This window comes from Halomonas sp. GT, assembly GCF_002082565.1.
Lineage (GTDB): Bacteria > Pseudomonadota > Gammaproteobacteria > Pseudomonadales > Halomonadaceae > Vreelandella.
The window spans coordinates 1745743-1771471 of the sequence record NZ_CP020562.1; the positions used below are offsets into that span (position 1 = coordinate 1745743).

Here is a 25729-nt window from a genome sequence, read left to right on the forward strand (position 1 = left end):
TCATGCGCGATGCTCGTGAGACAGACCAACTGACCCTGTTCGGCCATTTCTCTTTGTCACAGGGAGAAGATGTGCTGACGCACTTCAGTTATGACAAGGTAAAAGCGCTGCTGGTTTATTTGCTGCTGCACCGACAGCCCGTTAACCGAGCTTCCCTTGCAGAATTACTTTGGCCAGACCAGGGGCTGTCGTCGGGCAGAACCAACCTACGTCATGCGCTTCATTGTCTACGTCAGTCGATGGGTGACAATGCCGAGCAAGTGTTGAACGTATCCCGCCAGACCATCGCTTTCCAATTGCCAGCCCACTGGCGAGTTGATTTGCACGAATTACAGCAATTGTTAGAAGGGCCTCGAGATTTAGCGAACCTCGAAGAGGTGATGTCGTGCTATCAAGGGGATTTAATAGAAGAGCTTCAGCTTGCCAATTGCAGCGAATTTCAGCGATGGTTAGTTCAGGTGCGAAATGAGTGGCGTCAACGTGTTATTCGTTTTGCTGAGCAGGTGCTAGATGCCCACTCAGATGTACCTGACACGCTATTGGAAGGGTTAGTCAGTCGCTTTTCTGGCTACGGACCATTTCATGAGCGCCTGGTACGTCAGCTAGCCGAGCAAAATCAGATGGCGGCTGCTCATGAGCAGTACAACAGCTATTTACAGTTGTTAGCGCTTTCTGGTCAGCAGCCTGAACCGAGCTTTCTTCAGTTAGCAAATTATTGGTCAGATGGCCATCATGATCCGCGCGTAATGAGCCCGCAAGGCGCTTTTTCTCGCGTACTGGCGGCAGATAGTAAACCTCTTCGTGAAGATGAAATTGAGCTGCGCCAGTTATCTGTCATGGCTATTCGGCTTAAGTTACAAGGCGACTGGCAAGACCGTGCGGCTACCCGAAACTGTTTGGCGCTTCAATTAGAGCTACTGCGTTGGTTGGAGCAGCAGTGTCATCACTTAGGAGGATTCTGGCTGCCTGGCGCAACGGGGGGGCTGGGCTTGGCCTGCTTTGGGACTCATGGTCCAGCTCACCAGTTGGCAGAACTGGTTGCGCTTTATGAACATTGCCGTCTGGCGTTGCCTTTAGAGTCTCAGCGTCACTGGATCGGTGACGGTGACCCTCCAAAATTTGAACTCGCCGCAGGCCTTAATAGCGGGAGGGTGGTGTATCTTCCTGAGCGTCAGCTAGCTGACCCGCTTGGCCAAGTGACTCAAGTATCATTGGAGTTAATGAGCGCTGCAGAGGGCAGCGAGCTGGTGATCTCCCAAGAAGCCAGCCAGCACATGCCGCCTGCACTTGATTTGCAGCCGCGGTTGGTATCTCGTTTGGTTGCTAGCGATGGCCGCGTCCGTTTAAGAGCATTAGTGCTGGGGGTGAATGAAGGTGGTAGAGATGCGTTGCCACCTAGTTTAGTGGGTCGAGAAACATCACTGCGCACGCTAAGAGACGCGCTGGCGAGGGCCGGCATTGGTTTGCGCCAAAGCGTGCTGGTTCGTGGTGCATCGGGGATGGGTAAATCTGCTCTGATGGTGGGTTTTCGTCAGTTAGAATTGAGCCGTGATGCTGCCATCTGTTGGCAGCCAACGACGCGGCTATCGGTGCTAGAGCCCTACGGTGTCGCACGCACTTTGCTCGCTTGGTATTTTGAAGCAACGCCAACCTGTGAGGCTGTTCGTCAGTTACAAGAAACGCTTTGTATGGAGCCTCTGGATGATGAGCGACAGCAGCTGCTTGAAGAGGCGTTAGGGGTTCGTGACGTTCAAGAAGTGGCCCAGTTAACTCAGAATGGTGAGGCCATTGAGCTAGTCGTAAAGCTTCTACATCGCTTAATCGATCATCAAGCCAGTTCACGGACATTAGTGCTGATGATCGACGATCTGCAATGGCTAGATGAACCTTCATTCAAGGTATTAGGAGGGCTACAAGCTCGGTTGCCAATCAATACGGCCTTCATGCTGGTAGCCAGCCATCATGGTCGAGAGTCACTGCCAGTTAAGCTGCACTGGGATCAGCAAATTACTCTTGGAAAGCTGGACGCTCTGCAGTCCTCTCGTTTGCTTTCTCAGTTATCCCGCCGTTATCGCATTCATTTAAGCCCACGGCTGCGCAACCAAATTATTGAGCGTTGCGACGGGGTGCCGTTGTACATGCAAGAGATTTGTCGGCGTTTAGATATGGATCGCCGCGAAGGTCGCAGTGTGCAGTTTGATGAGCTTCCAAAAGGGCTATTAGGGCTGCTGGCTAGTCGTATTGATCAGTTGGAAGGTGATCGAGAAATTGCCCACGTAGCAGCGGTATTAGGCAAACGTTTCCGTCTTGATTTTCTGCAAGAGTGCAGTGGTTGGGAAAAACCGCGGCTGTCCCAAGCGATTGAGCACATGCGTCAACTAGAAATTATAGAACCAGTGGATAAAGAAGGAGGGGAGCCGGAGCATCAGTTTAGTCACCAGTTGCTGCAAGAAGCGGCCTACCTTTCATGTCCTAGGGACGTGCGCGTTAAGCTTCATCAGCAGGTAGTCACACTGATTGAAGAACGCTTCCCTGTATGGATTAGCCGCCACCCAGGTGATTTTGCAACCCACTTACGCCGCAGTGGCCATTACGCCAGGGGCGCTCGTTACTTTGAGCTGGCCGCACGGGAAGCCCTCAAGGTGAGTGCTAACCGAACGGCACTGCGCATGGCAGACTTCGGACTTGCCAGTCTGCGTCATGTGGATCATGAAGTTGAGCGTGAAGTAAGCCTGCTGACCGTGCGTGGCCAAGCGGCCTTCGCCTTAGAGGGGCATGGATCGCCCACTGCGCATGAAAGCTTCGTGCGTGCGAGAGAGTTGCTTCGCCAGTCGGGTGGCGCCGCCACGGAAGATCCCGAAGATCTTGAGCAAATATTTTTGGTTAAGTGGGGCTTATGGGTCGGCCGAAGCCAGCGCTATGCCCACGCCGATGCATTTGCGCTGGCCTCGACGCTTGCAGACATTGCTGGGCGTTTAGACGATCCGCGCTACCAACGGCTCGCTGACTATGCCCGGGCGCATTGCGAATACTGGGCTGGACGTATTCAGCAAGCGCATGATCACCTGGACGAAATTGACCCGCTCAATGCGCAAATGATGATTGAATGGCTGCCATTCTCTGATCACCCACAAGTAACCGCTGCCTCTTTCCAAGGCTGGGCGCTCTGCTTGCGTGGTGATTATCAACGCGCAGAGCGGCATATATCCTCCGCTATCCGATTGGCTGAAAAAATTGGCCATCCAGGTACGCTTGCCATGGCGTTGATGTTTTCCGCCGCCCTTTATCGGCAGCTTGGGCATGTGCATTTAGCAGCACGACACGCTGAGCGTGCTGCTGCCATGACGGGTACGCCCGATTTGCAGCTGTGGCAGATTTCTGCTCAGGGTATTCTTGGCTGGCAACGAGCTCTCGAGGGCGACCAGGGGGGGCTAGCACAGGTGCGGGATAGTTTAGACCAGATGGCAGAGCTGAATGGGCGCGATCGTTATCAGCGTCCAGTTTTATGGTACTCAGATGCGTGTATTGAGCTCGGAGAGCTAAAAGCGGCTGAAGATTATCTGGATCAGTGCCTAGTCATTGCTAAAGAGCGCACAACACTCTTTTTGCCTGAGCTGGCAACGCAGTTAGCTAAGGTGCGCGATTTGCTTGGGCACCCTGCTAATGAAGTGAAAGCACTGGCTGAAATGGCCATTGATCAGGCTCGAGAGCATGGCAATCGCCATCAGGAGCTTGCGGCACTTGAGCTTTGGTTGACGCGCATTGCACCAAATGACCTGCAGGCCAAAGAAGCATTTAGGCGCTTATTGAGTGAGGTGAGCCATAGCGATGCGCCAGTACTGGTTCGTTGGGTGAGCCTACTTGATAGGCGACTCCCCCACGCAGTGAGTGTTGAAAACGAAACATGATTGTGGCTACGAATACGTCACTGATTCCAGCCAGTGAAGTGTGGCGAGCGCCTCCTCTCGGTGCCCGCCACACACATCCGCATCATAGTCGAACTGCTCACACACATCAGGACGATTAGGATCACCAAATAACCTGCATAAATTGTCATCACTTAACTGTACGCATCGAACGCCTGCCGGTTTGCCATTTGGCATGCCGGGTATAGAAGAGGTAATAGACGGTGCAATACAGCAAGCACCGCAGCCTGCTCGGCAGGCGGCGGTGTCCGTTGCAAATACGTGGCTACTCATGGCGAGGCTTCTGCCGTTGCCCCTTTATCAATTCCTTCGAAGGCTTGAACCAGTGTTTTATGGCCGCTGTGTTCTGCAACACTTTTAGCAAGCCACAAAGCAATGTTCTCGACGGTTGTTGGCTTAGGCAGTACGCAGCAGCGTTCTTGAGGCAGCGTGATCGAAAACGTGCCTTGTGCAGACTGATAACGGCAAGTCAGCTTTTCATCAATCTGGCTTTCAATGTCCGCTTTTTCAAGCAAATATCGATTATCCAGCCATGCTGCCCAGTGCTGTTCAAGCGTAGGCTGACGTGCCTGCTGCTGCCAGATAAACAGGCGCGAGCGGTGGCCATGTGCAATCCGTTGGCAGTTGCCGAGATGCCGCTTCAAGCCATGACTATAACCATAAGCAGCGCCGTCTATAGGCTCGTCACTGAGCGTTAAAGTGACGTTGTGGACGTTGGTTGGTCGTTGCTCCGTTAGCTGTAAACTCAAGTGGTTGGTGACACGGTCAAGAGTGATGGTATCCCAGGGGAGCAAGGTAAATGCTTGGGCTGGGCCGCGAACTTCCATTTCGTAGGGAGTCGTGGTTCTAATGCAGATGCCTTCAGCGCAGTCAGTAACCTCAATGCCGGGCGCGTTGATAGGTATTAACAAGGTATGGTCTAAGCCGCTATCGAGCGTGCGTTTAATCCAGGGCTTTACTTCTCCGAAGTCAAAAAGCATGCCATCTTCGCCTAGCTCCCCCTCCAGGTGAGCATCTACTTGCCAGCTACAGCCTACCAACCCTTTTGTAGGGCACCACAGTGAAACATCAATATGGCTGAGACGATTTACAAATAACGCCATTACTCAAATCCTGCAATTTTGTGCGTTTGAAGCGATAGCCGCCACTGGGGATTAGCCATGCAATAGGCGGTGGTTGCCTGAACAGTTTCGTGATTCTTCTGCGTTGTGCCGTGGTCCATTGGCTGCAAAAAAAAGTGGTTGAAGTCCAAATTGGCGAATTGAGTGGGTGGCGCTAAAGATTGTGGGAAAACCAGCTTTAACTCATCACCGCGGGTGACCACCAATGGGTTTGTGCCCTTAGGGCTAACACATAGCCAGTCAATTCCTGGCGGTGGCATGACCGTTCCATTTGTTTCAACTGCCACTTCAAATCCATCGCTGTGCAGTAGTGCAATCAGCGGGGAATCAAGTTGGAGCAATGGCTCGCCACCCGTGAAGACTACGTAAGGTGTAGCTCTTCCAGCATGAACTGGCCAAAGGGCTTTAATGTGTTCAGCGAGTTCACGTGGTGTGTTAAAGCGTCCACCGTTAATGCCATCCGTGCCGATAAAATCGGTGTCGCAAAAGGAGCATTTTGCGCTGGCGCGATCGATCTCACGCCCAGACCATAGATTGCAGCCGCTAAAGCGGCAAAATACGCTGGCACGGCCTGCCTGAGCACCTTCGCCCTGCAAGGTATAAAAGGCTTCTTTGACGTGATACATCAGCCGGTAACCTGTGTAGGGGTAGATTCATATGCTAGTGGGTCTAGAGTATTGTTGGCTGCGAACGCCGCCAGACGTTCAAGGCAGCTGCCGCATTTGCCGCAAGCCATCGCGCGTCCTTCATAGCAGGTCCAGGTATCACGGTAATCCAGACCCATTGCTAGGCCATCGAGCAAGATATCGGCTTTGCTCGAAGTTAAATAAGGTGCATGTAGCGTTACCGGTTCAAAATTGGCGATGCCAGCAACATGGTTCATTGCGTGAACAAATTCAGGGCGGCAGTCAGGGTAGAGAATATGGTCACCGCCATGGGCGCCATAATCGACACGCGCCGCACCGATATTAACTGCTTTAGCAATGGCTAAAGAAAGCAGAATCATGTTGCGGTTAGGGACAACGGTGGTGTGGAGGTTTTCAGCAGCATAGTTGCCTTCGGGCATTGATACGTCTGGATTGGTCAGCGCTGAGTTATCTATTAAACCGTGAATAGCGCGTATATCAACGATCTGATGGGGAATGTTGTGCTGCTTACAAACTGCTTTCGCTATGTCCAGTTCTTTGGAGTGGCGTTGGCCATAATCAAATGAGAGCGCATGAACGTCGAGCCCTTCTTGAATTGCGCGGTGAAGAACGGTGTAGGAGTCCATGCCACCAGAATAAACCACAACGGTAGATAAGGCGTCTGCGCCAGAGGTAGGGGGTAACGACATAATAATTACTCATTGGCCGGAGAATTTATTGAGTGCTTTAGCATCGCGCTAAATGAGATTCCGGGGTCCGGTCCGGAAGGGCGGCAGTTTACGCAATGCGGGCTTGCCTGGCCAGTAGTAGTGGCAATTGGTACCATTTTCTGTTCGGTATGTGCATGGGTCAACATGCTAAGCTAATCCTTCTAGTCGTAAGGGATGAATCCATGGCCACCATAGAACATAGCGAAATTATTAATGCTCAGCCTGAAAGGGTGTTTGAACTGCTAAGTCGAGTTGAAGATTTTGCTGACTATTCTGATCTCATCAGATCAATTGATACTTTAGGCGATAATCGTTATCGCTGGCATGTCCGTGCGGTGGGTATGGATTGGTCATTTGATGTGGCAGTAACCGAGATCAAGCCACCGAATGTGCTGGCGTGGGAATCATTAGAAGGCGTTAAAAATCAAGGACGTTATCAATTGCGTGAAGTGCCGGAGGGGACTGAGGTATCGCTCACGCTGAGTTATGAAATCCGCAACCGGTTAATGGAAAAAGCGGTGAACCGTGCTGCAAAGCCATTAGTTGGAAAAGTGAGTAGGCAAATTCTTGAGCGGGTTGAAGCGCGACTAAATGAATAACTTTTTTAAGCACTCCTGGCGTTGGGCCGCTGGCTTTTCTATCGCAGCAATGCTCGCCTATGTTTGGTTGTGGTATTCGCCAGACTTGATGGCTGTGAAACGCTGGGCGGCTACGATGTCACACCATCCCCTGGTTGTGATTGCTGTAATGGGCACGATGGCCATCACGTTGGCAATTGGTTTGCCGGGCAGTATAGGGCTATGGCTGATTGCGCCTTTCTATCCACCTTTAGTTGCTACCTTAATGTTAACGCTCAGCAGTGTTGTTGGTGCATGGGGAGCTTATCTATTAGCAGCACGAGCCGGAGGGCGTTGGCAACCAAAAGGTTTGACGCTTAAGGTGATGGATACACTGAAAGAAAGAAGTGATCTGTTAACTCAGTGCGCGCTGCGCGTTCTACCTGGTTTTCCGCATTCAGTGATTAATTTTGCTGCTGGATTAGGGCATATTCCTCTAAAGCGTTACTTAATAGCGGCAGCAATTGGGCTTTCGGTAAAGTGGGGGGTTTACAGCAGTGCTATATATGGTGCACTTGAAGCGGTTGAAGAGAAAGATGCATTGCAGTTTGATGTGATCCTACCACTTGTCGTGCTGACGATTCTTCTCTTCGTTGGCGGATGGTATAGGCGCCGCGTGGAGGCGGCGCGTCAGTGATTAAATAAGTTGTTTGGTCAATGTTTGGATCTAATAGTAATGCTGTTAGTTGCTTTTGTGCATTGAGGCATCAAGATGGTCGACAACTTCGGCCCAGTCGGCATCTTCCTCAACGGCCTCACGAAGAAATTCTGCTTGGCCTTCGTTCCAGCAGGGAGCTTCTGCGAGCGGCGTTTCCGAGGGCAGCGGGGAGTGGCGTTGAATGAAGCGATCAATTGACTCTGCATCTGAGCGTAGTCCGAGTTGCTCAAATAACTCACTAAAATGGTGCACAGGCTGTTCCATACGCTGCTTTCCTTTTCGGTTATTAACGTATGTTTAAACATAGCGTGTATGAGTGACTACGCCAGTGCCATTTTTTCGGCATGAGATGTTTAACGCTCGCCGACAAGTGATGTTAAAAATCGCTGGCGTCGAACGTCTATGGAAAGGGGTTGAGCCAATAGATGAATGAGTTTAGTGAAAGCTGCTTCCGGCGTCATGTTATCTCCAGAGAGTAGGCCCGCTTCTGCTAGGCCGTGGCCCGCAGCGTAATCACCCATATGAATGCTGCCCTGGGGGCACTGGCTAATCGCGGCCAACAGTTTTCCTTCGCCACTGGCGTTAGCAATAACATCAATTATTGCAGGGTCGTTGGGTATATTACCTGCTCCCCAAAGCTGCAGTAGGGCGCCTTTTACGCGCGAGTCACCGAGCAGAGCTTCTAATTGCCAAGGCGATATACCTGGCCACAATGCTAGTCTAATAACGGCACTATTGGAGGCGGCTTGATAGTCTGAAAGCTCAAATCGGGGCGCGCCTCGTTGTTGAAACCCTAGGCCTCTGCTTGGGTAATAAATGAAGTCATCGCCAACGCGCTCACCTATACAGGGATAGTTTGGTGAGATAAATGCATCTAAGGATTCTGTGTGCTGTTTAATCGCTCGTGTCCCCCTCAGAAGGCGATGTGAAAAATAGATCGCCACCTCCTGTAGCTCAGCGCTTGCAGCAAACCTTAGCGCTCCGTAAAGGTTGTCGATTGCATCGCTATTAAAAGTTTCAAGAGGATGCATGGAGCCTGTTAACACAACCGGGCGGTCTATCCCTTGTAGCTGATAGGCAAGGCTCGAGGCGGTCCAGCTTAATGTATCTGTGCCGTGAATAACGACAAAACCACGGTAGGTGGCTAGGCGGGCAGCAATATCGTTGGCTATCTGTTGCCAAGTTAGCGGCGTCGCTGCACTTGAGTCGATCAATGATGCATAACTAAGCACGTCATAGGCGGGGAGGGCCTGTTGGTGCAATACAGGAAGCTGGCTTAACGCGGCTGCCATGCGATCTTGAAAGTTCCCCCCTGGGGTTAATCCCTTCACATTTGGCTGCATGCCAATGGTGCCGCCAGTATAGATGACCAGCACACGTTCTTGAGTGGGGGCGGCGTTTACCAGGGAAGAAGTCATGCTCATAGCCATTTCCTGAATTTGATAAATCTAAAGGGGTGATTCTCACTCGCAGCGTATAAGTGCTTGTGCTTAAGAGGCCGTAGCCCAGCAATTATATTGAAGTGGGTGCTGAAAGCCGAGGCAGGCATTGGCAAGTATGCTAGCCTCGATGTACTAATAACTCGCCACTTCGGTCGTCTAATTGGCGGTTACGCCCTGCCAATAAGGCGAATCCGCAGCAAAGGGTAATCAATAAGATAAGTAGCCAGGCTATGTGGGGTATCTCTGCTCCGGATTGCAGCATTAGACCAACCCCAAAGGGCCCAAGCGCTGCCAACGTATAGCCGCCACCCTGCACTAAGCCAGAAAGCTGCCCTGCGAGACGTGAGTTTGCCGTTCGTAACACCAGCAGGCTCAGTGCAAGGCTGAAGCTGCCTCCTTGGCCAATCCCTAGGAGTACCGCGCCAGGCCACTTCCATGCTAGCGGTGCAATAAGCAACATCCAAAGCCCTAGTGCGGTGCTAAGAAGGACCAACAGTAAGGCAGGGCGTTGATCGCGGGTTAAGCGGGCTAGCCAAGGTGCGCCCAACGCTGAAACTAGTTGACACATGATTGAGATGGCCATTGTCCAGCCGGCCGCAGCTTCATCATAGCCTCTGTAGACTAGTAAGGTGGGTAGCCAACCAAACACAATGTACGCCATTGAAGACTGAATGCCCATGAACAGCATGACATGCCACGTAAGTGGTTTACGCATTAACTGTGCAAGCGAAGAAGAGGTTCTTGGGTTGTAGGGGGTATGCTGCGTCGTTGGCATGTTGATCACCCATAGTGCCAGTGCTACTAATGCTAACAGTGACCAGCTCATTAGACTCAACTGCCAGCTGCCTAGCCACCGCATCAGTGGAACACTAAGACCAGCGCCTAATGCACCGCCGAAACATAACGCCATGGTGTATAAACCAGTCAGAAGGTCGGCACTGTGGGGTAGCTCTCGTTTAACGAGCGCTGGTAGAAGGGTGCCTGCAAGGCCAATCGCGCTGCCTGCCATTGTCGAGCCGATAAAAAGCGCGCCAGTAACTGGCAAGCCTCTTAAAATTAAGCCGCAGGTTAATAAAAGCAGTGCAATGCTCAGGGCTCGTTCGCTGCCCACCTGTTTAGCCAATAGTGGGGCAAGAGGGGCTGATAAGCCTAAAAAAAGCACGGGTAACGTGGTTAAAATGCCCGCTGATGCGGGGCTTAAACCAGCAGTTTCTTGCAGTCGGGAAAGCAGAGGCGCAACGGATGACATAGCAGGGCGTAAATTAAGCCCTACTACGAACATCAGAACAATAAAGGTGTATGCGCGACGAGAAGCCATGCTGACATTTTACTTGAGGTGGGGGCGTAAGTCGCCGCGCACCGCATCAAGCAGGGTAATGAAATGATAATCTTGCTGCGTGTCTAAGCAGTCTACGCGCACCTCGGTACGCATCCCCTTATCAATATTCAGCTTGTCGTAGATTTCGAGGGTTAATTTACGTGCAGGTTTATCCCCTGGCGTAATAATGCCATCTTCCAGCGTAAATGTTTCAAGTAACGTTACCCGTACTCGCGTGCTGCTCTCTTCGCTGAGTACACGTCGTACAAATAACCATCCTTCACAGGGTAGCGATTCGTTATTATTACGTTCACGTAAGAAAAGTGTGCGATAACAAGCGCCCTCCGTAGAGGCTTTTTCTGCCATGCTGCGATACGCTTGCAGTACCTGCCCAGCCGATGCTCGGGCATCCTCTAGCCGCTGTGAAATACCTTGGTGCTCACGGCTCAGTTGCTCCTGACGTTGGAAGGTAAGCCACTGGCGATAATCGTTAATAAGTTGAGATGACGCCATAATCACTCCATGAATAAGTTAAGCTGTACCAGCGGAATACGCGAATCGGCAACCTTCGCATATTCCAAGGCTAAGGGCTAGCGACGGGCGCGACGACGACGTTCACCGCCTGTATTGGCTGCTTGTCCTTCCGGTTTACGCTTAGCGCGGGGTTGCTTCTGGCAACGGCGGCCATTTTCAATCGGCTCGGGCTTGGCGTTTGGATCAGGTTCAAAACCGGGTTCGATACGTTTAGGTAGGTTTTGCTTGATAAGACGTTCAATCCCACTCAGTAAACCGTGTTCGTCGACACATACGAGCGAAACTGCTTCTCCATCGCTGCCCGCTCGGCCGGTGCGTCCAATACGGTGAACATAATCCTCTGCCACATTGGGTAAGTCGAAATTAACGACATGGGGAAGTTCGTTGATATCTAGCCCGCGAGCGGCAATGTCAGTGGCGACTAGTACCTGCAAGTCACCGCTTTTGAAAGCACCTAGTGCGCGTGTTCTAGCGCCTTGGCTCTTGTTGCCGTGGATGGCCATGGCGGGTATGTCTTGCTTAGAAAGCTGCTCTGCTAAGCGGTTTGCGCCATGTTTGGTGCGCGTGAAAACGAGTACCTGAAACCAGCCATGCTGCTGAATTAAATGAGCCAGCAACTCGCGTTTTTTATCACGATCTACTCGGTAAATGGTTTGCTCAATCTTTTCAGCGGTCGTATTGCGAGGTGCGACTTCTATTAACGCTGGGTTGTTGAGAAGCTGTTGCGCCAATAACTGTATTTCGTTGGAGAATGTTGCAGAGAACAGCAGGTTTTGACGCTGTTTCGGTACTAAACGCAATAATCGCTTAATATCATGGATGAATCCCATGTCGAGCATGCGATCAGCTTCGTCGAGCACCAGGATTTCGACGGCCGATAGATCCACATGGCCCTGCTGATGTAAATCTAGCAGCCGACCTGGCGTGGCAACTAACACATCAAGCCCCGCTTTGAGTGCGTCAACTTGTGGCTGTTGGCCAACACCGCCGAAAATAATATGCGAGCGTAAAGAGAGATGCTTGCCGTAAGCGGTCACACTTTCGCCTACCTGGGCAGCAAGCTCGCGCGTAGGCGTGAGCACTAACGCACGTACTTGGCGTTTGCCAGGACGTTTGCCATTCGCTAACCGCTGTAACATGGGTAACGTAAATCCAGCGGTTTTGCCTGTGCCTGTTTGGGCACTGGCGAGCATGTCGCGACCTTCAAGTACAACGGGAATAGCTTTTTGTTGAATAGGGGTAGGCTGCGTATAGCCCTGCGCGGTAACCGCGCGTAGTAAATCGTCGTGCAGACCAAGTTCAGAAAAGCTCATGCGTTCTCCGCAGTCGCTTAGTAAGTGACGTCGCTTGGCGTCGTCGTTACTGAGCGTAATGTTCAAAAAGCGAGGATGGTACACCTTCGCGGCAGCGAAGTTTGCCAGATAAAGTACGATGCCGCGATGGTCATTTTTTTGCCGATCAAGACGGTGAAATAGACATTGGCCTGAATCGGGGGTGACGTGGTAGTGCTGAAAGATGACTCCTTTAGTATATCATGGATACTTCATTTCAGCGTTTAACATAGAGCTAGGGCACCTATTGGTATCACTTCTAAAAATAACTTCCTTGGCGGATCTCGTTGGCAATTTGAAGGGCAACCTTATTCCAGCTTTCGCCAAGTGAGCGAACAAGAGCAGGGTAACCATCCTGCTGGAGCTCGGTTTCGGCAGAAAAACTTTTAAGCGCAAGTAGGTTGTTATCTACACCGCGTAACTGCCATTGGCCACTGGTTACTGCCCGTCCGTCGTGCCGCCCCTGAAACTGATCAACTTCAAGTAGTAATGTGAGCGCTTCAGGTGCGTTGCCGTCAGCATGAACGACCTGAATGGACGTGAGCTCTTGGGATAGTTGAGCACGCAATGCACGCTCTAATTGGCGCCCAATACTTTCAGCCCATTGGTGTTCGCGGGCTTCATTTAGGGTGATGTCATCAAGCTGCATGACGATACCGTCCACATCTAGATAGTGTGCTAAGCGTGGTGATCGCACCTGCAGTGTACCAATCGACTGGTTTGGCGAACTCACCGCGCTCTGGCTTGGCAGCATGTAGCGAGAGGGCGGAGCGACACTGCTAGCGCAAGCGCTTAGCAGTATGCAAAAGCCGAATAGTGATAAATAGCGGATTGCCTTGCAGCGCATAGTAAGCTCCTTCTTAGCGTGGTGCGCGAGGCACGGGATCTTGAGCATCCAGGTTATCGAATAAGAGCGCTCTTGGGTTTTCATTTAATGTGCGAGTAAGTGGTTGTAAGTCGCGCATTAAGCGATCCAGCCGCTGAATAGCCGTTGTTAAATCCTGGTAGGCTGGAGATGATGGCGATACACCTTGCAGGGTGTTACGCACCTCTTCAAGCGTTGCATTTACGTTTCCGCCGACTGCCTGAGTGTCGGGGTCATTCAGCAGCTGGTTGATGGAGGTGCTTACTTGGCGTATCTCGTTGAGCACACTTTCAGATGCTTGTAAGTTTCGGTCTAAACCAGTGAGTAATGGCTCAACTTCAAGCGCGTTTAATTTCTCAAGTAGGCTGGTTATCTGTGCTTGGATCTGCGCAAAGCCGCCAGCGACGGTAGGGAATACTGTCCGCTCGGAGAACGTTTCGGCGACATATTCATCAGCCAAATCGCGTTGAAAATTAAGATCTACAAAAAGTGCACCCGTTAATAAGCTGCCATTTTTAAGCGATGCACGAAGCCCTATGCCGAAAAGGCGCTTAAAGCGTGAGTCCCACTCTTCTATATCGATGTCTGTATTCTCAATGCCCAGCCGTTGAGGCTCGATTCGAATTAGCACTGGAATAGCAAACTGAGAGCGTGAGTCTGGTTGTGGAGCGGTAAAATTCCAGGGCACTGATGCAACCGTGCCGATTCTTACACCGCGAAATTCGACGGGCGCACCTTTCGATAACCCGCGAACAGTATCATCAACCAATAGTACGTACTCTAAATACTGATTGAAGGTTCCTTCCCGGGCAGTATTTTCATCCGCATAGAGATTAAAGCGTGCATTGGGCTCTACTGGCTGCCCCATCGGCAAGTCTTCTGGCACGCCAAAAGTCACACCGCCTCCCAGTAACGCTTCCAGGGATTCCACGTTGACACGCACACCATCGGCATCTAGCTGGAAATCAACACCGCTCGATGCCCAAAATCGAGTGCTATCCGTTACTAGCTGGCCGTAGGGTTCTTCAATAAATACTTGGTGGTGCATTGTGCGAGATTCAGCGTCAAATCGAGTATCTTCAACTCGTCCAACGGTATAGCCCTGGTAAGAAACAGGGTCGCCTATACGAAGTGAATTACCTAACTGACTGACTAGGCTGATTTGCAAACCGGCTTGGCCAGCCGGCGCAACCGGTGGCGTATCGCTTACCGTAAACTCCCGCTCAGGTTTATCAGACTGACCTGCCTCTAGCTGAATATAGGCACCCGACAACACAGTGCCCAGCCCGCTAATACCCTCGCGGCCGATGCGCGGCTTTACTACCCAGAATCGGCTATCTTCCCTAAGCATTGCTTCCGCTTCTGGTTGAATGCGGGCGGTCATAACGGCGTGGGAAAGGTCATCAGATAAGCGAACGTTTTGGACTCTGCCTATTTCAACATTGCGGCTACGAATAAGCGTGCTGCCTGCTTCGATACCTTCCGCGCTGTCCATCGTTAGCGTAACGAGCGTGCCTCGGCTGGCATAGTTGTCGTAGACAAGCCAAAGCCCAATCACAACAGCAACAATTGGCACAATCCAAATCGGAGAGAGTCGCGTTTGTGGTGATGACTTTGCACGATGTAGGTCGTTGTTGTCGTTAATGTCGGCTTTCTTTGGTGTTGAATCATTAGCCATCAACAGTTTCCTTGGTGGCCGTTTTACGGCGAGTAGGGCGGGGTGGCGGGGTATCCCAAATTAAGCGCGGATCAAATGTCATAGCAGCTAACATTGTAAGCACAACGACGGCAGCAAATGCCAATGCGGCAGGCCCCGGTGTAATTGACATTAAAGATCCTGCGCGAATTAAAGCGACCAATATGGCAACCACAAATACGTCAACCATCGACCACCGGCCTATAAATTCAGTGATTCGATAAAGCCGGGTACGACTTTGTGCATTAAGCTCGTTGCTATGTTTTATAACCATACAGAGCCAAATTAATGCGAAAAGCTTACCAACGGGCACAATAACACTCGCTACAAAGATCACGGCGGCCACTGGCCAGGAGCCCATTTGCATCAATTGTACAACCCCGCCGATGATCGTTGAGGGTGATGAGTGCCCTAAGCTTGTAGTCGTCATAATAGGGTACACATTAGCGGGTATATACATCACCGCTGCTGCAAAAAGCAGTGCCCAGGTACGCTGTAAGCTGTGTGGGAGCCGTGGGTGGAGTTTTTCATGGCAGCGCAAACAGCGACCCTTACCATGCACAGGAAGGCGATTAATCAGGCCACAGGTCGGGCAGCCGGCTATCCCTTGGTTTGCAGCTGTCGTTCCTGTAAGAGTGCCTTCAGGCGCGAGGGGCTCTTTCTCTAGTGAGAACCACATCCAATCCGAATCAATGGATTGGGTCGTTAACAGTAATAGGATGGCAAACACGCTGAACGCCCAAAAGGAGATGCCCAGTTCAATTTGTGCCATGCCAGCTATTTTTATCAAACTAACCAGTGCCCCAACGATGAAGACATCCGCCATCATCCATGGGGTCAGTCTTGCAAGTGAGCGGGCGATGTCTCGGCTAAACGGCATGGGGTGGCTACGAAGCAAGCCAAACTGGAGCCAGATAACGCCAATTAGATAAATCGCAGGCAGCACAACAATGGTCATAATGACAGCGATGGCGACAATAGGCTGATGAAACGCGATCAATGTGGTCGCGGTCTGCGCTAGTTCAATGCGATTACCAATGCCGCTGACACTAAAGCTTACAAAGGGGAATGACACGGCTACCAGTAGCGCTATTAGTGATGAAAGCGCTAGCGCCATACTTCTCTGAGCAGGATAACGATGCCGCTTTACCAACACGTGTGAGCAGCGTGGGCAAGATGCCTTTTCTCCAGACCCGAGAGGAGGTAGCGCAGACACCCAGTCGCACTCATGACAGGCACGCAAGCGTCTGCGCTGAACGCGTGATTCTGGAGGGTGGCAGTCGACCTGGGGTGAGTTCACCCTCAAAGAAGGTCGTTTGATAAACTGATAGTGAGGCAACAGCTAATTCTCAATACGTTGAGGAATCCAAATTAGTACGGTGAGCAGATACCACTGTCAAATCGAGGTTGTAAAACCTCCCCACCAAAACAGCACTTGACCTAACTAATTAGTTAGACAAGGATGCCCCGGTAATGGTGCCGAATAATAGTGCCTAACGTTACGTTATTAAGGAAATGAAATAATGTTGCTCCCTTTTTTTTCTGTGGTTGTGGGATTGGTACTGCTTGTATGGAGCGCCGAGAAATTTATCGATGGTGCTGCAGCTACCTCTAGGTGGTTAGGATTATCGCCCCTATTAATTGGCATGCTAGTTATTGGTTTTGGCACTTCTGCACCTGAAATGATGGTGTCAGTGTTGGCGGCCATGCAAGGAAATCCTGGTTTAGCGGTAGGTAACGCATATGGTTCAAATATCGCAAATATTGGCCTTGTTTTAGGTTTTGTTGCGTTGATAGCTCCTTTAGCGGTGCATTCCGGCGTGATTCGTAAGGAGATGCCACTGTTGATAGGTGTCATGCTTTTGACGGGGTATATGCTTTATGACGGCTGGATTTCTCGTGGAGAAGCAATTTTATTGCTAGGTGCGTTGGCGCTCTTTATTGGGGTCAGTATTGTTCGTTCGCGCGGGCAGCAAGATGATCCGCTAGTGGGGGAAGTGGCAGAAGCACTTGATAGTAAAGCCATGTCACGTGGCAAGGCGCTTATGTGGACGTTAATTGGGCTAGTCTTGTTGATCGCTAGTTCGCGCATACTTGTGTGGGGAGCAGTCGAAATAGCGGTAGCTTTTGGGGTTAGTGATTTAATTATTGGCTTAACCGTCGTAGCAATAGGCACGTCCTTGCCAGAGCTTGCTTCCTCTATCAGCGCTTTGCGGCGTAAAGAGCATGATATGGTGCTGGGGAATGTGGTCGGTTCTAACCTGTTTAACAGCTTGGCTGTGGTAGGTCTTGCAGGCGTCATTACACCAATTGAAGTAGGGCGCGAAGTGCTAATTCGTGATTGGAGCGTCATGACCTTCATGACCCTAATGATGGTGTTCTTTGCTTTCTCCTGGCGGGGGCGTCCACGACGTATAAACCGTATTGAGGGGGGGGTGCTGTTCTCTATGTTCATTGCTTACACTGGTTACATGGTCAGCATCGTGGTGATGTCTTAACTGCGTCAATGCGACACAGTTTTGAAACAGAACTAGTAGTGTATAACTTTTGTCTCAATATCAAATTACAACACATTCAAATATCAGGCTTAGTTTCTGTGTAGTTGCATCGTGATGAGAGCTCGTGTTTATTACTGAAATGCAGCGCCAGTGAGGCTCAACTAAGCTTGTGTGACCCAGTAATGGGATACTTATCCAGGTCTTAGGAGAGTGTGATGGAACTTGATCCCCTCGTGCTATCACGAATTCAGTTCGCCTTCGTGGTATCTTTTCATGCGATTTTTCCAGTTTTTACCATCGGGCTGGCCTCTTATATAGCGCTACTCCATGGTCTTTTCTTTAAAACACAAAACCCTGCTTGGGACCGCCTTTCGCTGTTTTGGACAAAGGTGTTTGCGGTTGTCTTTGGCATGGGGGTAGTGTCCGGCATTGTCATGTCGTTTCAGTTTGGCACTAATTGGAGTAACTTCTCGCAAGCGGCGTCAAACTTTTTAGGCCCCGTATTAAGCTACGAAGTTGTAACAGCATTCTTCTTAGAAGCAGCTTTTCTGGGTGTACTTCTGTTCGGGCGCGGTAAAGTGCCTCAAGGTGTCCACCTGTTTGCTGCCATCATGGTGGCGGTAGGCACTTTTATCTCTTCTTTCTGGATCTTGTCGGCAAACAGCTGGATGCATACGCCTGCTGGTGTGGAGTTGATTGATAACCGCTTTCATGTGACTTCGTGGCTACAAGCAATTTTTAATCCGTCCTTTCCCTACCGCTTTGCTCATATGGCCATGGCGTCATTTTTAACTGGTGGTTTCGTGGTGGCTGGTGTAAGTGCTTGGTTCTTGCTTCGTGGCCGTGATCCAGAGGCTAACCGTCGGGCGCTGTCGATGTGTTTATGGTTACTATTATTTCTCGCTCCGGCGCAGGCTGTGGTGGGTGATTTCCACGGTCTCAATACACTTGAGCATCAGCCAACAAAAGTTGCAGCAATGGAAGGCCATTGGGAAACCTCAACGAACGTGCCACTCCTGCTGTTTGCAATTCCTGACCAGGAAGCACAGAAAAATCACTTTGAATTGGGCATTCCAAATCTAGCAAGCATTATCCTTACTCATTCACCCGAGGGTGAAATTCCTGGTATTACAGAAGTGGCGCCAAATGAGCAGCCACCAGTTCTTATTGTGTTCTGGGCATTTCGTGTGATGGTGGGAATAGGGTTGTTAATGATTGCCACTGCGCTGGTTGGTTTACTTATGCGGCGTAAAGGGCGGGTGTATCAGCATTCAGCCTACTTGAAAGCATTAGTCTGCATGATACCCATGCCTTTTGTTGCGGTGCTGGCAGGCTGGGTTGTCACTGAGTCTGGACGGGCGCCTTGGTTGGTATACGGCATTATGACTCATGCTGAAGGTTTAACGCCGTCACTTACTGGTCCAATGGCGCTGTTTACGTTGGTCGGCTATGTGCTGGTCTACGCAGTGGTGTTTTACGCTGGTATTTATTACCTCACACGCGTGGTGCGTAACGGTATGTTGCCTGAAGATGAGCGAGAAACTACGTCAGAAAACTTCAAGCGTCCGATGCGGCCCTTTTCAGCGGCGCATACGCCTTTTGATGAGGATGTTGACCCGGTGAGGAGCTAAACATGGAAATGTTTGATTTAACGCTAATTTGGGCAGGCATTATTGGTTTTGGCATTATGATGTATGTGCTGATGGACGGCTTTGATTTGGGGTTGGGAATACTTTATCCATTTGCCCCAGATGAAGATGCCCGTGACGTCATGATGAATTCTGTTGCGCCTATTTGGGATGGAAATGAAACATGGCTGGTGTTGGGGGGGGCGGGATTATTAGGTGCTTTTCCCTTGGTTTATTCGGTGTTTCTTCCAGCGCTCTATATTGGAGTGTTCTTAATGCTTGCGGGGCTTATTTTTCGCGGTGTTGCTTTCGAGTTCCGTTTTAAATCACATCGCAACCGTCGTTGGTGGAATCGTGCTTTTTGCTGGGGGTCGGCTGTTGCTGCTTTTGCCCAAGGCGCTGTAGTGGGTGCTTATATTCAAGGCTTCCAGGTTGAGGATTTTGTTTACACCGGTGGCGCCTTTGACTGGTTGACGCCTTTTTCTGTCCTTACTGGGCTGGGGCTTATGGCTGGCTATGCACTGCTTGGGGCGACATGGCTCATCCTTAAATCTGAAGGGCATGTCCAAGATTGGGCTTACAAAATAACTCCTATCCTGCTGGCGCTTGTGCTGTGCGTGTTTTTAATAATTAGCGTGTGGACGCCATTTGTAAATCCACTAGTGTGGGAGCGCTGGTTTGGCCATCTTCAACTGATTTGGGTATTTCCAGCGCTTGCGCTGCTCAGCGCTTTCTTGGTTTATAGGTCAGTAAAACGTCGCGATGAGGGCATCCCCTTTATTGCTACTATCGGTATCTATGTTTTTACTTATATTGGCCTAATTGTCAGTAAATGGCCGGTTATAGTGCCGCCGGATTATACGCTTTGGGATGCTGCTTCAGCCCCTGAATCCCAGCTGTTTTTATTGATAGGTGTACTGTTTGTAATCCCTATCATATTGACTTATACAGCTTGGACGTATTGGGTTTTTCGTGGAAAGGTGAGAGTAGGTGAGGGGTATCACTAACCCTATGGCTACCTCTCAATCAGATCAGGTAATACCCTTAACTTCACGCTCGTGGCTGAAATCGCTTGCTCGGCGTGAGCACAGAAAGCTCACGCTAGCCGCCATATACGGCGTTCTTGCTGGGGGGCTTACGGTTTTATTAGTGGTGGGGCTTGCGTGGTGCATTGACCAGCTTGTAATTCATAGCCGGTCACCGGCATCACTGACTTTTTTTTTCTTAGGGTTGATGGCAGTGGTGCTGTGTCGCTCACTCCTTCAAGCAATGTATGAAGCCAATAGCGCAGAGGCAAGTCTTCGTATTCGCCAGCATGCGCGAGAGGAGTTGTTAAATAAAGTGGCGACACTTGGGCCAGTTTGGCTTACTCGCCAACAAAGTGGAGCGATAGCGACCCAGGCGGTAGAGCATATTGAAGCGTTGGATGGTTATTTCGCACGTTTTTATCCTCAGATGAGGATTGTCGTCGCATTGCCTTTACTTATTCTTTGCATTGTTGGATGGCTGGACTACCTTGTGGCCATTTTTTTATTGCTTTCAGCACCCCTTATCCCGCTTTTTATGGCGTTGGTAGGCATGGGTGCTGAGCGTTTGAATCGTGATCAATTCATGGCCGTGTCGCGTTTGTCGGCTCACTTTGTAGATCGAGTCAGAGGGATGACGACGCTCCAGTTGTTTGGCCATACCAAGTCAGCACAAAAAGATGTTTGGTATTCCACTGATGACTATCGACGACTGAGTATGCGCACGCTGCGTTTAGCGTTTTTATCATCAGCGGTGCTTGAGTTTTTTGCGTCCGTGGCGATTGCGGTTGTGGCCATGTATGTCGGTTTTGGTTTGCTTGGTTATATCGACTATGGGCCATCGCCCTCTCTAACTCTCTTCACTGGGCTAGCCGTTTTATTGCTGGCGCCAGAGTTTTTTCAGCCTCTACGAACGCTATCCCAGCACTATCATGATCGCGCGGCAGCATTAGGTGCGGCTGAAAGTATCGTTACAATATTTAATGAGCCAACCCTAGTCCCTTCAGCCACTTTAGTGCCTCATTCTGAGAATACGATTATTGAACTCCGCGAGGCTGGTGTTGGGTATGAGGGGCGTGCCACGGTCTTGGCCAATCTGAGCGCTACCATCCGACATGGTGACGTGGTTGTTATCACTGGTGAATCAGGTAGTGGCAAATCATCCATCCTAGCTTTAATGGCTGGTTTTATGATGCCTAGTAGCGGTGAGTGCCGGTATCGTCACAGTGGCCAAGTCGCCTGGCTTGATCAAACGCCTTGCATTATTCAGGGAAGTCTTGCTGATAACCTGCGCTTAGCCGCTCCTGAGGCTGACCAAGCGTCAATGGTACGAGCATTGCAACGGGCAGGGCTGGGTGAGCTGTTGTCCCAGCTACCTAATGGTCTGGAAAGTATGATAGGCGAGCGCGGTGTAGGTCTGTCTGGTGGCCAGGCGCAGCGCCTAACCCTGGCGCGTGTATACCTTAGTCAGGCGCAGCTTGTTTTGTTAGATGAGCCAACGGCTAGTCTAGACGCTCTTACTGAGAAGGCTGTCATTCAAGCACTGTTAGATTGGGCAAAGGAAGGCCGTACGCTAGTTATTGCAACGCATCATCCTGCGGTGGTAACCGTTGCTAATCGTCACTTTATTTGTGAGGCCGGTCAGCTTATTGAGGCGACGGTATGAAGCAGTTTTATCTTGATATGAAGCCATGGCTGCTCATAATGCTGCGCCGTCGTCAGCGCTTTTTTATAGGTGCATTATTAGCGTTGGTAACGCTTTTGGCAGGTCTTGCACTGTTAGGGCTCTCTGGATGGTTTATTACCGCGTGTGCATTGGCTGGCATCGCGTTGGCGGCTGGGCTGCCCGTTACTTTGGATATTTATGTTCCTGGTGGCGGCATTCGCTTTTTTGCACTGCTGCGAACAGTGTCGCGCTACGCGGAGCGTCTTTATAACCACAATACCGTACTAACATTGTTAGCTGATTTGCGTTACCGCGTGTTTGGCGATTTAACAAGGTTGAATGAAGCAACCCTTAAGCGCCGCCGTGCTAGTGAATGGCTAAGTCGCTTAACGTCGGATATTGATACGCTTGACAACCTGTATCTGCGATTGCTTATCCCTCCGTTAGTTGGGCTGCTGAGCATCCTGGTTGTATCTGGCTTTATCGCTATTTGGGTGCCAGTGTTGGGTGGTTTGATAGCCGCTGTGTTGAGCGTACTATGGTTTGTGGTGACGCTTGGTTATGCGTGGTTGGGGTTTGGTAATAGCCACCAGCAAGTTAGCGACCAAGAAGAGTTACGCCGTCTAGTGCTTGATCAAGTACAAGCGTCGGCTGAGCTAATGAGTTACCAGACCAACCCTTGGTACCGTACACGGATTAATCAACACGAAGACCAAGCGCTAAGTAATCAGCGTCAGCTTGCTTATAAGTCGGCCATTGGCAATGCGTTAGTATTAGCGGTGACCGGTATGTTGTTGGTGGGCGTATTATGGCTGGGCAGCTTCATTGTAGAGGCTGGTCATGTGTCCGGGCCTATCATTGTTATGGCGGTTATCGCTGTGCTGGGTATAAATGAAGTATTCACTACGTTGCCTAACGCCTTTCTAAAAGTCGGTGCTAGCTATGGCGCTGCTCGGCGATTAAATGCACTGAGCAGCATAATAACTGAGGCGCCGTCGTTGGCCTTGCCTAATGCTTCTCGCGGGCATCCAGTGGCGTTTAATAAAGTTTCTTTTCGTTATCCCGACACAGCCTATTCGGTGCTGTCTGATACTACATTTACCTTGCCTGCCGGAGAGCGAGCAGTAGTGACAGGTATCTCAGGGGCGGGCAAGTCAACGTTGGCTAACCTTATTGTGGGTAGAATATCGCCTTCAGAGGGGCAGGTTTACGTTGCCAGCTGTGCGCCTTCTAACGTTACTGTGGAAAGCCGTGCCAAGCATTTTGTTTTGCTCACGCAGCAGATTGATCTTTTTGATGGATCGTTAGCGGCGAATCTTCGTATTGCGAACCCTGAGGCAAGCGATGACCAATTGTGGGAAGCACTCTCGCAAGTTGCTTTAGAGGATTGGGTAAAGGAGCAACCAAAGCAGCTTGAGACTCAAGTCGGTGAAAAGGGTCAGCAGCTCTCAGGCGGGCAAGCACGTAGAGTGGCATTGGCTCGCCTTTTCTTGCGTGATCCAGCAGTAGTGCTGTTAGACGAACCTTTTGCTGGTGTGGATATGTTCACCGCTATGCATATTGCTAAATCTCTGAACCATTGGCTCACTGGTCGAACAGCGATCTATTTTATTCACCAAGTAGAATATCCGTCGTTGCTGCCTGGTGTTAACTATCACTGGCGACTTGCTGAGGGGAAGTTAAATACGGATACTCTTGATAATGTTAGAAATAATTTATCCTAATGACAGGAGTTTCGTATGCATGAATTTCTTCTCCAGCTACCTAAGGTAGAGCTTCATTTGCATATCGAAGGCTCACTTGAGCCTGAGTTAATGTTTGAACTTGCCAAACGAAATGGTATTGAGCTTCCTTACGCTTCGGTCAAAGAGGCAAAAGCAGCTTATGAGTTTGATGACCTACAGGGATTCTTAAACCTTTATTACCAAGGCATGAATGTACTCCGCACAGAGCAGGATTTTTATGACTTGGCGATGGATTATTTCCAACGTGCTCGTGGTGAAGGGGTAGTGCATATTGATATGCATTTTGACCCTCAGGCCCATCTTCAGCGTGGCATTCCTCTTGAAGTTGTGATGGCGGGATTGCTTCGTGCGAAAGAAGAAGCAGAGGCAGCGCTTGATCTGTCTGTTGGTATGATTATGGCTTTTTTGCGTGATCGTCCGGCTGAAGAAGCGCTCAGCGTGCTTGAAAACGCTGCTCCATATTGGAAGTTTTTAGATGCTATTGGTTTAGACAGCGCAGAGCGTGACAACCCCCCGGCAAAGTTTCAGGCGCTTTTTGCGCGAGCTAAAGAGATTGGCTTAGTGCGTGTTGCCCATGCTGGAGAAGAAGGGCCTGCCGAATATATCGCTGAAGCTCTGGATCTTCTCGATGTTCAGCGAATTGACCATGGGGTTCGCTGTCTCGAAAGTGACACAGTGGTTGAGCGGCTTAGAGAGCGTCAAATTGTACTAACTGTTTGCCCTCTTTCTAATATCAGTTTAAAAGTGATTGATGATCTTCGACATCACCCTCTTCCTCAGTTGTTGAAAGAAAACCTCAAGGTGACGATTAGCTCTGACGATCCTGCTTATTTTGGAGGTGGGTTGCTGACAAATCATGTTGCTTGTGCTGACGCGTTTGGCTGGGATGCTGATGTATTTCGCATGCTAAATCGTAATGCAATCGAAGAAGCTTTTGTTGATGAGCCTCGTCGCCAAGAGCTTTTGCTGCGCCTTGAGCAAGCATGAAAGGACCGCCGACTTCTGGTCGGCGGTGACTCATTTAAGGAAGCGCAGGAACGTCAAATTCAGGCATTTCACCTGTTAGCGTGTGCAAGAAAGCCGTAATCTCATCTATCGTTGTGGTATCAAATTCACGCCCTAGCATCTCCTGTCCCATGACTGCGACAGCTTCCTCTAGTGTTTGTGTTGCGCCGTTATTCATATAGGGGTAAGTGACAGCCACATTGCGAAGGGTGGGTGTACGGAATCGGTATTTATCACTCTCTTCACCGGTGACAATATAGCGTCCCAGGTCTGTAGAGCCAGGTACCTGAATAGCATGAAATTGACTATCGGTTAAATTAGGGCCGCGGTGGCAGGCAATACAACCATTATCGACAAACGCGACCATTCCATTTTTTGCTTGCTCGCTAATGGCATTCATGTCGCCTTGTAAGTAACGGTCAAAAGGCGCATTCGGGGTATTAAGCGTCCGTTGAAACACGGCGAGTGCTTTTCCAAGGTTTTCTGCATTAATAGGATCTTCTTGGTTTGGGTAAGCCTCCGCGAACTTATCTTGATAAAGCTCAAATTCCGCAAGCCGTTCTAGCGCGTGATCAAGCTGCATGGCCATTTCGACATCGGCTTCGATGGGTCCTAATGCTTGTCCCTCGAGATCGGGTTCGCGCCCATCCCAGAATTGTGCATTTAAAAATCCGCTGTTCAATACAGTCGGTGTGTTGCGTTCGCCAATTTGTCCGTTATGGCCCACTGCCCTGGGGATGCGGTCAGACCAGCCTAGCGCAGGGTTATGGCAGGTGGCACAGCTAATGACTCCGCTTGCAGAAATGCGTGGTTCAAAAAATAGCATATTGCCTAGCTCTACTTTCTCATCTGTTTGAGAGTTTTCAGCAGGTAATGGTGGCAGGTGGGGCAGTGGTTCAAAACGAAGGCGATAATTCTCCATATCATCATCGGCCAGCGTCATATTTGAAGCTATCAGTAATGCAGCTCCTGCTAAATAAACTGGGCTCTTAAACGATTGCATATTATCCCCCTCCAGATTGCTGTTAAGTGTCGTGCTTTTTGTATTGTATGAGCACTCTTGAAATGCTAGCGCCAGTTTAGAAAGAAGGGGGAGAAAGAGGCTTGCGCTAGGTCAATTTTAGAATCGATCCTTTTTGCTCATTTTACTCATCAGAAAGGATAAAAAAGTGTTGACGAATAAATAGAAATGAGTAGAATACGCCCCACATCGAACGGCAACGCCAGTCGATAGCTCTTTAATAATTTGATCAGGTAATTCATGTGGGCGCTTGCCGATGAGGTGATAAATCACCAA

22 protein-coding genes are annotated in these 25729 nt (G+C 50.2%); 9 read left to right on the top strand and 13 right to left on the bottom strand.

The annotated features are described in order from the left end of the window. Nucleotides 1-2 precede the first annotated feature (2 nt). Entirely contained in the window at nt 3-3908 is a 3906-nt protein-coding gene (locus B6A39_RS08150; RefSeq protein WP_083003693.1) for an AAA family ATPase, read from the top strand. Nucleotides 3909-3914: 6 nt separating this feature from the next. Here the strand turns inward: B6A39_RS08150 and B6A39_RS08155 are convergent, their stop codons facing one another. The 4 genes from B6A39_RS08155 to queC are packed head-to-tail and all read right to left on the bottom strand — an operon-like array spanning nt 3915 to nt 6383. Further along, nucleotides 3915-4199, bottom strand: coding sequence for a YkgJ family cysteine cluster protein (locus tag B6A39_RS08155; RefSeq protein WP_083003697.1), 285 nt, complete (start codon nt 4197-4199; stop codon nt 3915-3917). Further along, complete coding sequence (locus B6A39_RS08160; protein ID WP_083003700.1) at nt 4196-5029, bottom strand: 6-pyruvoyl trahydropterin synthase family protein; 834 nt, start codon at nt 5027-5029, stop codon at nt 4196-4198. The genes B6A39_RS08155 and B6A39_RS08160 overlap by 4 nt, the downstream gene beginning before the upstream one ends. Further along, nucleotides 5029-5673 carry a 7-carboxy-7-deazaguanine synthase gene (gene queE, locus B6A39_RS08165; RefSeq protein ID WP_083003704.1) on the bottom strand — a complete coding sequence of 215 codons (645 nt, stop codon included), beginning with the start codon at nt 5671-5673 and terminating at the stop codon, nt 5029-5031. Before queE ends, B6A39_RS08160 begins: the two co-directional genes overlap by 1 nt. Further along, the gene (gene queC / locus B6A39_RS08170) at nt 5673-6383 is read right to left on the bottom strand and encodes a 7-cyano-7-deazaguanine synthase QueC (protein ID WP_083003708.1); all 711 of its coding nucleotides are present in this window, start codon (nt 6381-6383) and stop codon (nt 5673-5675) included. The genes queE and queC overlap by 1 nt, the downstream gene beginning before the upstream one ends. 203 nt (nt 6384-6586) lie before the next feature. Here queC and B6A39_RS08175 point away from each other — a divergent pair, with 203 nt between their 5' ends. Then, on the top strand, nt 6587-7003 hold the full coding sequence (locus B6A39_RS08175) for an SRPBCC family protein (RefSeq protein WP_083003718.1): 417 nt from the start codon (nt 6587-6589) through the stop codon (nt 7001-7003). Next, entirely contained in the window at nt 6996-7658 is a 663-nt protein-coding gene (locus tag B6A39_RS08180; protein WP_083003726.1) for a TVP38/TMEM64 family protein, read from the top strand. Before B6A39_RS08175 ends, B6A39_RS08180 begins: the two co-directional genes overlap by 8 nt. Before the next feature lie 45 nt (nt 7659-7703). Here the strand turns inward: B6A39_RS08180 and B6A39_RS08185 are convergent, their stop codons facing one another. The 8 genes from B6A39_RS08185 to B6A39_RS08220 form a co-directional block, all read right to left on the bottom strand. Further along, nucleotides 7704-7943: a DUF2789 domain-containing protein gene (locus B6A39_RS08185; RefSeq protein WP_083003730.1), complete on the bottom strand. Its 240-nt coding sequence runs from the start codon at nt 7941-7943 to the stop codon at nt 7704-7706. An 89-nt stretch (nt 7944-8032) separates the two neighbouring features. After that, nucleotides 8033-9103, bottom strand: coding sequence for an asparaginase (locus B6A39_RS08190; RefSeq protein WP_198036766.1), 1071 nt, complete (start codon nt 9101-9103; stop codon nt 8033-8035). A gap of 136 nt (nt 9104-9239) precedes the next feature. After that, nucleotides 9240-10439, bottom strand: a complete 1200-nt coding sequence (locus B6A39_RS08195) for an MFS transporter (RefSeq protein WP_083003737.1) — start codon at nt 10437-10439, stop codon at nt 9240-9242. Nucleotides 10440-10448: 9 nt separating this feature from the next. Beyond that, the gene (locus B6A39_RS08200) at nt 10449-10952 is read right to left on the bottom strand and encodes a hypothetical protein (protein ID WP_083003740.1); all 504 of its coding nucleotides are present in this window, start codon (nt 10950-10952) and stop codon (nt 10449-10451) included. 77 nt (nt 10953-11029) lie between these two features. After that, nucleotides 11030-12286, bottom strand: coding sequence for a DEAD/DEAH box helicase (locus tag B6A39_RS08205; protein ID WP_083003744.1), 1257 nt, complete (start codon nt 12284-12286; stop codon nt 11030-11032). Between the two features lie 277 nt (nt 12287-12563). Beyond that, nucleotides 12564-13151: a PqiC family protein gene (locus B6A39_RS08210; protein ID WP_083003747.1), complete on the bottom strand. Its 588-nt coding sequence runs from the start codon at nt 13149-13151 to the stop codon at nt 12564-12566. Nucleotides 13152-13164: 13 nt separating this feature from the next. Beyond that, nucleotides 13165-14847: an intermembrane transport protein PqiB gene (gene pqiB, locus B6A39_RS08215; RefSeq protein WP_083003750.1), complete on the bottom strand. Its 1683-nt coding sequence runs from the start codon at nt 14845-14847 to the stop codon at nt 13165-13167. Continuing rightward, on the bottom strand, nt 14840-16186 hold the full coding sequence (locus B6A39_RS08220; protein WP_442906320.1) for a PqiA/YebS family transporter subunit: 1347 nt from the start codon (nt 16184-16186) through the stop codon (nt 14840-14842). Before B6A39_RS08220 ends, pqiB begins: the two co-directional genes overlap by 8 nt. Nucleotides 16187-16388: 202 nt before the next feature. Here B6A39_RS08220 and B6A39_RS08225 point away from each other — a divergent pair, with 202 nt between their 5' ends. The 6 genes from B6A39_RS08225 (at nt 16389) to B6A39_RS08250 (ending at nt 24414) form a co-directional block, all read left to right on the top strand. Next, nucleotides 16389-17363, top strand: coding sequence for a calcium/sodium antiporter (locus B6A39_RS08225; RefSeq protein WP_083003758.1), 975 nt, complete (start codon nt 16389-16391; stop codon nt 17361-17363). Nucleotides 17364-17578: 215 nt separating this feature from the next. Then, a complete protein-coding gene (locus B6A39_RS08230; RefSeq protein ID WP_083003761.1) occupies nt 17579-18994 on the top strand; it encodes a cytochrome ubiquinol oxidase subunit I in 1416 nt (471 codons plus the stop codon). 2 nt (nt 18995-18996) lie between these two features. Continuing rightward, a complete protein-coding gene (gene cydB / locus B6A39_RS08235) occupies nt 18997-19998 on the top strand; it encodes a cytochrome d ubiquinol oxidase subunit II (RefSeq protein ID WP_083003764.1) in 1002 nt (333 codons plus the stop codon). Nucleotides 19999-20002: 4 nt separating this feature from the next. Continuing rightward, nucleotides 20003-21682: a thiol reductant ABC exporter subunit CydD gene (gene cydD, locus B6A39_RS08240; protein WP_083003767.1), complete on the top strand. Its 1680-nt coding sequence runs from the start codon at nt 20003-20005 to the stop codon at nt 21680-21682. Beyond that, entirely contained in the window at nt 21679-23406 is a 1728-nt protein-coding gene (gene cydC / locus B6A39_RS08245) for a thiol reductant ABC exporter subunit CydC (protein ID WP_083003770.1), read from the top strand. Before cydD ends, cydC begins: the two co-directional genes overlap by 4 nt. A gap of 15 nt (nt 23407-23421) precedes the next feature. After that, nucleotides 23422-24414 carry an adenosine deaminase gene (locus B6A39_RS08250; RefSeq protein WP_083003774.1) on the top strand — a complete coding sequence of 331 codons (993 nt, stop codon included), beginning with the start codon at nt 23422-23424 and terminating at the stop codon, nt 24412-24414. A gap of 34 nt (nt 24415-24448) precedes the next feature. Here B6A39_RS08250 and B6A39_RS08255 read toward each other — a convergent pair whose 3' ends face one another. After that, on the bottom strand, nt 24449-25435 hold the full coding sequence (locus B6A39_RS08255) for a cytochrome-c peroxidase (protein ID WP_083003778.1): 987 nt from the start codon (nt 25433-25435) through the stop codon (nt 24449-24451). Nucleotides 25436-25729: the final 294 nt, after the last annotated feature.